Annotated in this window: 9 protein-coding genes; 1 reads left to right on the forward strand and 8 read right to left on the reverse strand. The window is 47.3% G+C overall.

Going from position 1 to position 8,514, the window contains the following annotated elements:
• Positions 1-110: 110 nt before the first annotated feature.
• From argJ to rpsF, 4 genes are all read right to left on the reverse strand, one after another.
• Positions 111-1,352 carry a bifunctional ornithine acetyltransferase/N-acetylglutamate synthase gene (gene argJ, locus QUA36_RS30165; protein ID WP_333166698.1) on the reverse strand — a complete coding sequence of 414 codons (1,242 nt, stop codon included), beginning with the start codon at positions 1,350-1,352 and terminating at the stop codon, positions 111-113.
• A gap of 320 nt (positions 1,353-1,672) precedes the next feature.
• Complete coding sequence (locus QUA36_RS30170) at positions 1,673-1,813, reverse strand: hypothetical protein (RefSeq protein WP_333035219.1); 141 nt, start codon at positions 1,811-1,813, stop codon at positions 1,673-1,675.
• 61 nt (positions 1,814-1,874) lie between these two features.
• The gene (locus QUA36_RS30175; protein WP_006631905.1) at positions 1,875-2,069 is read right to left on the reverse strand and encodes a hypothetical protein; all 195 of its coding nucleotides are present in this window, start codon (positions 2,067-2,069) and stop codon (positions 1,875-1,877) included.
• A gap of 824 nt (positions 2,070-2,893) precedes the next feature.
• On the reverse strand, positions 2,894-3,229 hold the full coding sequence (gene rpsF, locus QUA36_RS30180) for a 30S ribosomal protein S6 (protein ID WP_015176119.1): 336 nt from the start codon (positions 3,227-3,229) through the stop codon (positions 2,894-2,896).
• A 66-nt stretch (positions 3,230-3,295) separates the two neighbouring features.
• Between rpsF and QUA36_RS30185 the strand changes: the two genes are divergently transcribed.
• Complete coding sequence (locus tag QUA36_RS30185; RefSeq protein WP_333460036.1) at positions 3,296-4,162, forward strand: carbohydrate ABC transporter permease; 867 nt, start codon at positions 3,296-3,298, stop codon at positions 4,160-4,162.
• Positions 4,163-4,227: 65 nt separating this feature from the next.
• Here QUA36_RS30185 and QUA36_RS30190 read toward each other — a convergent pair whose 3' ends face one another.
• The 4 genes from QUA36_RS30190 to QUA36_RS30205 form a co-directional block, all read right to left on the reverse strand.
• A complete protein-coding gene (locus tag QUA36_RS30190) occupies positions 4,228-4,491 on the reverse strand; it encodes a hypothetical protein (protein WP_333460037.1) in 264 nt (87 codons plus the stop codon).
• Positions 4,492-4,533: 42 nt separating this feature from the next.
• Positions 4,534-7,068 carry an HD family phosphohydrolase gene (locus QUA36_RS30195; protein ID WP_445251249.1) on the reverse strand — a complete coding sequence of 845 codons (2,535 nt, stop codon included), beginning with the start codon at positions 7,066-7,068 and terminating at the stop codon, positions 4,534-4,536.
• 227 nt (positions 7,069-7,295) lie between these two features.
• On the reverse strand, positions 7,296-7,559 hold the full coding sequence (locus tag QUA36_RS30200) for a transposase (RefSeq protein ID WP_333452250.1): 264 nt from the start codon (positions 7,557-7,559) through the stop codon (positions 7,296-7,298).
• An 88-nt stretch (positions 7,560-7,647) separates the two neighbouring features.
• Positions 7,648-8,514 (reverse strand): reverse transcriptase domain-containing protein (locus QUA36_RS30205; protein ID WP_333460038.1); only part of this gene is annotated, 867 nt, incomplete at its 5' end.

The following is an 8,514-nucleotide window of genomic DNA, read 5'->3' on the forward strand; positions in this document are numbered from 1 at the left end:
TGCCTCATTGTAGTTTTTTTTCCATGATTATGGGATGTTTGGTTTCACCCTTTTTTAATTCGCCAACAGTCTCTTTCTAACCACCCGGACTTGTAACGTCGTGAACTTTTTTAAGTCGTATACTCCGCATTAATCTTCACGTAGTCGTAACTCAAATCGCATCCCCAAGCTTTAGCAAAACCGCTGCCATTCCCGACACTAATCTGAATTAAAACCGTATCAGCCTTCAAATATTCTCCCTCCGCAGCCGCTTTCATATAATTACTTGCAGCAGCGCGATCGAACTCTTTAGGTTGTCCATTTTCCATCATCAAAAAATCCCCCAATTGAATCCGCAAATTCTCTTGATCGAAAGCGACACCAGCGCGCCCAGCCGCCGCCGCAATTCTGCCCCAATTCGGATCGCGTCCGAAAATAGCAGCTTTCACCAAAGAAGAACCGACAATTGTTTTGGCAATTTTACTCGCAGAAACTTCATCCAGCGCACCACTAACTTGCACTTCCACCAAACAAGTTGCACCTTCGCCGTCACGGGCGATCGCCTTTGCTAAATGCACGCAAACTTCTGTCAGCATCGCCTCTAATTTTTCCGCATCTGCCCCCATTTCCGTAATTGCCGGTGTGCGGGATTGACCATTCGCCAAAGCAATTAGCGAATCGTTGGTACTGGTATCGCCGTCAACAGTAATTTGATTGAAACTTCTGTTAGCCGCCCGACTCACCATTTCTTGCCACAAATGCGACGACACTGCTGCATCGCAAGTTACAAATGCCAGCATTGTTGCCATATTCGGGTGAATCATTCCCGAACCTTTGCAAATGCCACCGATGCGGACGGGCCGATCGCCAAACATGGTTTCCAGGGCGATCGTTTTCGGCACTAAATCAGTCGTACAAATAGCTTTAGCCGCCGCATCGGAACCAGTTTCCGATGCCTCAGCAACTAATCGGGGAATTCCCGCCCTCAGCGGTTCCATTTTTATCCGCTGTCCGATGACGCCAGTGGAGGCCAAAAGAATAGATTCTGGAGGAATATTCAGCGCTTCTCCCAACAATTTGGCACTTTCGAGGGCATCTGCCAAACCTTGTTCGCCAGTAGCAGCATTAGCTTGTCCCGCATTGCACAAAATTGCTTTCGCGCTGGGTTTAGCTTGCAAACGCTGGCGGCAGTAGTCCACACAAGCGGCCCGGACTGTTGATGTTGTGAAGACTCCGGCGGCGATCGCGTCCACCTCTGACAAAATTAAACTTAAATCCGGCAAGCCTGAAGGCTTCAAACCCGCTGTAATTCCCGATGCTCGATACCCTCTGGGTGCTGTAACTCCGCCGTCAATTTCTTTCCAGTCCGACATCATGACCTCCCTAGTAGCCTTCAATCTGCTGAAAGGGGATTATACCATTTTAGATTTTAGATTTTAGATTTTAGATTTTAGACTTCGGCGTGAGCGCTCAGTCAAACGATTTTAGATTTTAGATTTTAGATTGTTTTGAACCCAATTTCCCATTCCCAATTCCCAATTCCCAATTCCCAATTCCCCATAAAACTAATCGCGGCTTCCAATCTAGAGTTAGAACTCAAGAAGAAGTCGCGACGGTTTTGTAATTGACATTATTAATTTTTAGGTGGCAAACAACAAACTCTATTCAACTATCTCGCCGTTGAAAAAAGGAGTTATTTGCGATCGATATTCGCTGGAGAACCAGCATCTAAACCAACTTCAGCAGCCACACGGCTCAGCATGGATTCCTGACGGTTTTTGACGACGTGTTGATGGCGCATCATCAGGTTGCGGGCTTGTTCTTGAGTTGACATAACTGATTTCTCCAAATTCTAGGTAATAACTTCGTAGACAATTGTCGAAATTGAGCTTGCCCTAGCTCATAGTGGCGTTGCTGCGATCGTAACTGGCTTGAAAGCTGGGCTGCGGTTTGCCTTGAATGTGACCCCAGTAGTGCGTATCTTCCATCCCGACTTCGGTGGCGGTGCGGTTGAGCATGGATTGCTGGCGGTTCTTCACCAGTTGGTGGTGGCGCATCATCAGAGAGCGAGCTTGATTTTCGGTAGACATATGCGGTTCCTCCGTATTCTTTAAATTAATGTTGGGCTTGTTTTTTCTTCTCTTCTATCACTATAACAGACAATTCTGTATCTAAAGCTACCAAATCAAAATTGTCACAAAACTTTACAATTGGGCTATGGGGCGAGAATCTCGATCGAGGTTGCAGGAAGTGCGATCGGGCTTTGGCTCGTGGATTCAGGCCCAACCCCAAGCAGCAGTTGGCAAAATTTGACAATATTCGTCTTCTAAGAGCCACATTTTGGCGGCTACGTAATTGCCAAGGGCAAAAATAACTTTATAGTTGGGTTCAGAGTTATAGATGCAGAATTTTGCCTCTCAAGAGAGTCGAAGTTGCCTTAGTTAACAGTAAATTTAATAAGTAGCTAATCACAATTAGATTTACAATGATTAAGCAGTTATGCTCAAGCATAGTCAAGTTTTTTGTAGTCAACTAGATAATAGATTTGGGCTAAGTGAATCGCCCTCGCCATCCTCAAAAAGCGAGCTTTCTTTGTTGATAAAAATAGATTAAGCCCCAGCAGCCTCGCCAAAAAAAAGAGCGATCGTCCTCCCCTAGAAAAACAATCGCCCATTCACCTATAATTTCAATTAACATCAAGTCCCGCCCTTCAGAAACTATCCTGTACCCACAATCCCAGATATCCCCCTAGCCTCTTTTTCAGGAGGATGCCAGGGGGAGCGAAAGGCTCTGACGTTAGTTTTTCAAGTTGTGTATACAGCGTAGCCCTTAAGAAAGGCGTGCCGGAGAATAAGCGGCCCTAATCGTTAAACAGTAGACTGCTACTACATAAAACGTTAAGTTGACACGAATGCTACTCGGCGACTTCAGCTTCCGCTTCAGCTTCCGGTGCATCTGGCACATCTTGCTTGATCGTCAAATAGCGAATCACTTCTTCGCTCAGACGCATCGCGCGCTCTAGGGTAAAAATTGCAGCGCCCGGAGCTGTATAGTTCATTTGAACGTATACTCCGTCCCGGTGCTTGCCGATTTCGTAAGCCAAACGGCGCTTGCCGCGGTGCTGAGTTTCGATGTTTTCAGCACCTTGATCGCGCAAAATAGTTTGATATTTAGCGATCGCCTGGTCTGTCATTTCTTCGCCCAAATCAGGGCGCAGAATGTACATAGTTTCGTAAATAAACGGTTTCATGGCAATAATCCCCTTATGGACAACAAGGCTTCTCACGAAGCAAGGACTTATTATCATATCCCAACCATGAACAATCTCAAAACTAAAAAACCAAATTCCCCAAACAACACTCCCTCGCCGTGGAGCACCCTGTGGACGTACAGCCTCATGAGCGCGATCGCACTTTTAATGCTGTTTCCCTTGCTGTGGCTGCTCAGTACGTCCCTCAAATCCCCCAACGAAAACATCTTTCAATTTCCCCCGCAACTGTGGCCGCAACAGCCAACCCTCGAAAACTTCATCAAAGTTTGGCAAACCAACCCCTTCGGCCGCTACCTGTTCAACAGCACCCTAATTGCTGGCCTCACAGTTAGCATCAACGTCTTCTTTTGCGCCCTCGCCGCTTACCCCTTAGCCAGACTCAAATTTCGCGGCCGCGAAGCCATTTTAATCACAATCATTTCCACAATCATGATTCCTTTCCAAATAGTCATGATTCCCCTATATATATTGACAGTACAACTCGGACTAAAAAATAGTTATTTAGGCGTAATCTTTCCTGGGCTAGCCTCAGCCTTCGGCATATTTTTATTACGACAAGCATTTCTAGCAGTTCCCAAAGAACTAGAAGAAGCCGCCCGCATCGACGGCTGCAGCGAATTAGGCATTTGGTGGCACGTCATGATTCCGGCAATTAAGCCTGCTTTAGTTACTTTAGGAATTTTTGTATTTATCGGTTCTTGGAGCGACTTTCTGTGGCCACTGCTAGTTTTAGACAGGCCGGAATATTACACTTTACCTTTAGGGGTAGCCAATTTAGCCGGGACATTTTCTTTGGATTGGCGTTTGGTGGCGGCGGGTTCTATTATTTCTATTGTTCCAGTTTTAGGACTCTTTTTGGTCTTGCAAAAATACATTGTGCCAACAGAAACTGCTGCTGGAGTCAAGGGATAGAATCAAGATAAACAATCGGCATTTATCCGCGTTCATCTGCGGTTAAAAATTAAAATCTTTTGAACTCACAACTCACAAAATTTATTTGTGATGTAGGAACGGCCAGAAATCCGCTGGATTGTTGACTGCGCTGGGGTTGTAGATATTATCATCGCTTTTGCAAATGCGATCGATGCCCCAGACTGGCAAAAATTGCGATCGCACCTAGCTGGCGAAAGAGATATCGACTCTTCGGAATTTTGAGGAATCAAACAACCTGTGTTAATTGTCAGCGACAATCCTGAAGTGCATGGCACTTTGCGGGAAAAGCGCAATGAAATCTCATTCACAACTGAAATGCGAACTGATTTTTTATAACTAAAAATTTCCGCCTACCTGGGAGTGAAAACTGCACTAGGGTAAGCAATCCGCTTGTGATTGAACTGTTCCCAAACTCGCACAAAAATCTCCGCAATTAGAGACATATCCTCCCGCGTTAAATCCGAATCAATCAACTGATTATCCTGCCAGCGAGCCCTCAAAATCTTATTAACCATACTCAAAGCCTCTTCATGAGTAGCATCCTTGAGCGATCGCAAAGCAGCCTCGCAAGAATCCGCCAGCATCAAAATCCCGGTTTCCCGCGATTGCGGAATCGGCCCATCGTAGCGAAAATCCTCCTCCCTCACTTGGCGACTTGCGATTGTTAATTTTGAATTATCCGCATCTGACAAAACCATCTTTAAATCTTCTATTTCTTTTGCAGCAATTTGCTGCGCTTGGTGGTAGAAGTAAGCAATTAACATTGTACCTTGGTGCTCGGGAATAAACGCCTGAATTGCCTTCGGCAATCGATGCTTTCGCGCCATCACCAAGCCCTCGGTAACGTGCTTTTTAATAATCTCCGCGCTCGCCCAAGGGTCATTAATTTCATCATGTTTGTTTGCCCCGCCCATTTGATTTTCACAAAACCCGAGCGGGTCGTGCATTTTTCCAATATCGTGGTATAATGTCCCAGTTCTGACCAGCTCAACATTGCAGCCGAGTTCCCGGGCCGCAGCCTCCGCCAAACTCGCCACAAACAGCGTGTGCTGAAAAGTCCCCGGAGCCTCGGCAGCCAGCCTCTTCAACAGCGGGCGGTTGGGATTGGCAAGTTCCGCCAGCCGGATCGGCGTAATCAAGTCAAAAACGTGTTCCAAATAAGGGCTGATGCCGAGCGCCACAACGCTCCAAGCCAAACCGGCCAAACTTTGCGCGCCCACGGTACCGAGCACGACGTACCAAATCGCACCGACAGCCGCGCTGGCAATCAAAGTCCCCACCAGATAAACCGTGCCCTGAGTCAAGCCGACAGCCACGCCCAAAAGAGCCAATTCCTCGCGCGATCGCAGCCGCCCGGCCATAAAAGCGCCCAGCAATCCGCCCGCCCCGCTAGCCACCAAATGAATCAAGTCCACATTTAAGCCCACGGGCAGCAGCGCCGACAGCAGCCCCACCACAGTCACTCCCACTGCCGAACCGTAGAAGCCACCCGCTAAAATCCCGATCGCCGGCAAACTGGTCCAAGGCAGCCCCAAACTCACTAGCACCGGCGCGCTCAAAGTCAGCAGCAGCAATAGCAAATGATCTCTGCGGCGCAAGCGGTAGTGCCTTTCCACCAGCAGTACGATCGCAATTGCCCCCGCGACCAAACAAACAAAACCCGTCAGCCCCAGCCAATTCACCCCCCGCCGGCTTAAACCAAAATAGTCCAGCAACACGAAATCTTGCTGCGAGATCTCTTGTCCTTGTGCAACAATTATCTCGCTCTGATCTACTGCGATCATCACCGGTTTCACCTTTTGCGCCGCTAATTCAGCTAGCTGTTTGGTTTCCTCGCGATCTCTCACCAGATTTGGCTGCAAAATCGCTGTTAAACCCTCCACGGCCAAACCTTGGGACTCTAACGGCACTTCATCAGCCACTTGCAGGTTCACGGCTTCTTTCAAAATCTCTTTGGGCAACCCCTGCGGGATACCTTGAGCCACCATCCTTTTTGCCGCCCGACTCATACCGGTTTGGGTTTTCTGCCAAGCTGCATCCGACCAATCAAACAGCGAAGTATCGTAAATCTGGGGCAGCCCCAAAACCGACGGTTTTCCCAGCGCCTCCACAGCATTGAGATAGCGCTGGCGAGCAGAGGAAATACTGTCTGTCAGGCTTTGAAAGTCTGCTGCCCGGACCGATCGGCTGTAAGCTTGCAGTTGAGCGATAGCATCTTGCTGAGACTTGTTATCTGTTGCCGCAGCAATTGCGGGGGAATCCAAACTCAATCGCTCGGAAGTTGCACTTTTATCCCCCGCTTGCGCCAAAATCCAGCGCCACTCCCACTCAGGACAGCTCCGCAAGTAAACCTGAACAGCAAGTGAGAGCGCCGAGGACTTCGCAAACGGAAACAGGCCTACCGCCTCCCGTAGATCGCTCCCATGCTGCAAAAATTGTTGCAATTCTTGATAAATTTGTCGATTGACCGCAGCATCTAGCATTAATATCGCTACAGCCCCGATCCGCGCTGCTTTCCGCTGTTCTTCAGTAGTTTTGTAATCCGGGACGCTAGCAGTAGCAGGAGCCTTAATCGTCTGAGGAGCTTTCGTCCCCACATCCAGTTTCGGCTGGTTGTAGAAGCGGTGGCCCAGAGTGCTGCTTAGGGAAACTACCGCTACCAGCGCCAACATAGGGGAACGAGCTTGATTTTTGAGGCTTGATTTGGAGGTTTTACTTGTAAATTTAGTAGTAAAAGTCTCGGGAAGAAGCCATTTCTGGCGCGACAAACGGCTCAGGAGAGGCCCGCTAGCGCGCTCGGTATCTGCTTTGTTGCTGCCATTTTGCACTTTAGCAATGTGTTGGCGCAGTGAGCGCGCAGCCCCTAGCTGCTCAATCTGCCGCATCAATGAGGAGAGCGTATTCATTTGTGTTGAAGATATATCACTGTTATCCAGCAGCTTTGTCAGAATTTCTGACTAAGCATCTTGATTGATTTTATCTGAACTACCGTTACATAAGACCTACTCACAACTACTCATAACTAGACAAATCTACTCCTGAGTATTGTGAAACTTACTTCCTGCTTCATTCTGGCGGTGTCGGCACTAACCAGTCCACAGGCTAGCCCCGTCTAACTGACGGTTTTTGACAAATTAATCGCTGCATTTAAATCACGGTCCATAACAAAACCGCAATGACCGCATTCAAACACTCGCTCAGAAAGTCCGAGAGTTTCTTTTTTGGTGGAGCAATTAGAGCAAGTTTTACTGGATGGAAACCATCGGTCAACTACTACAAGTTTTGAGCCATACAACTTGCACTTGTAGGTCAATTGGCGTCGGAATTCAAAGAAACCCATATCAGCAATCGAGGCAGCCAGTTTATGATTAGCCATCAGTTTGAGTCGATGTGGGGTATTATCCCCAGCACCTCTCAGTTAGAACTGGACGTGCCCGTTTCCGTGCATCCAGCTCCCGATATTCTTAGGGAGTGACCCTTTTGCTCATGTGTAAGTAGTCATGACAGGATTCGTGGATTGCTAGAAGATTTTTAGGTTTCCAGTTATCATGATTCTCGTCGATGTGATGCAGATTTACTCGTTCGTCGCTCATAAATTTCATCGCACAATGACCGCATGAATGGTTTTGCTTTTTGAGGGCTTTAGAGGTCAAATCATCGTATAACTTACTATTGCGTTCGCTCCAGTAGGTTAAATCTCCGTCGTAGGGCGATTTGTCCCCTTTGACGTTGATGTGTTTGTTTTCGGAGTAAGGAACTGCTGGGAATGCCTTCTTAACAAGCTTAACGCTTGATTCTCTGGTATTTTTGGCTTCCTTGTTAAATACCGTGTGTGTTCTGTGATTTAAGAACCAAAGTGAAAACCTTGACCCTGACATATCACAGAACCTATGGTAATTTCTCCATCCTCTAACTATTGGTGCTAGCTTTTCGGCTTTTACCTGAGAACCATAATTCGAGCAATTAACGATGTTCTTTACCTTCAAACGGAACTTTTTAAAGTTATCCACAGAGGGGTAGCTTTTAAATCTTCCGTCGCTTAACACTTTGAAATGCCAGCCGAGAAAGTCGAAGCCATCTGTCGCGGCGGTAATCTTGGTCTTCTTAGCACTTACCATCATTCCTCTTGCTGCTAAAAAACTATCAATGTCGGCAAGTATTTTGACTGCATCGTCTTGAGGTCTGAGCAGTATCACCATATCATCCGCATAGCGGATTGATGTTTCAACAACTTTTGACGCTGGGGTCTTGTCCGTTATTCTAAATCCATCCTTATGGTATCTGTGAATACTTTCAATCCCGTTAAGAGCGATGTTGGCTAATAGGGGACT

It is taken from the genome of Microcoleus sp. Pol10D4, from assembly GCF_036701555.1.
Taxonomy (GTDB): Bacteria; Cyanobacteriota; Cyanobacteriia; order Cyanobacteriales; family Microcoleaceae; genus Microcoleus.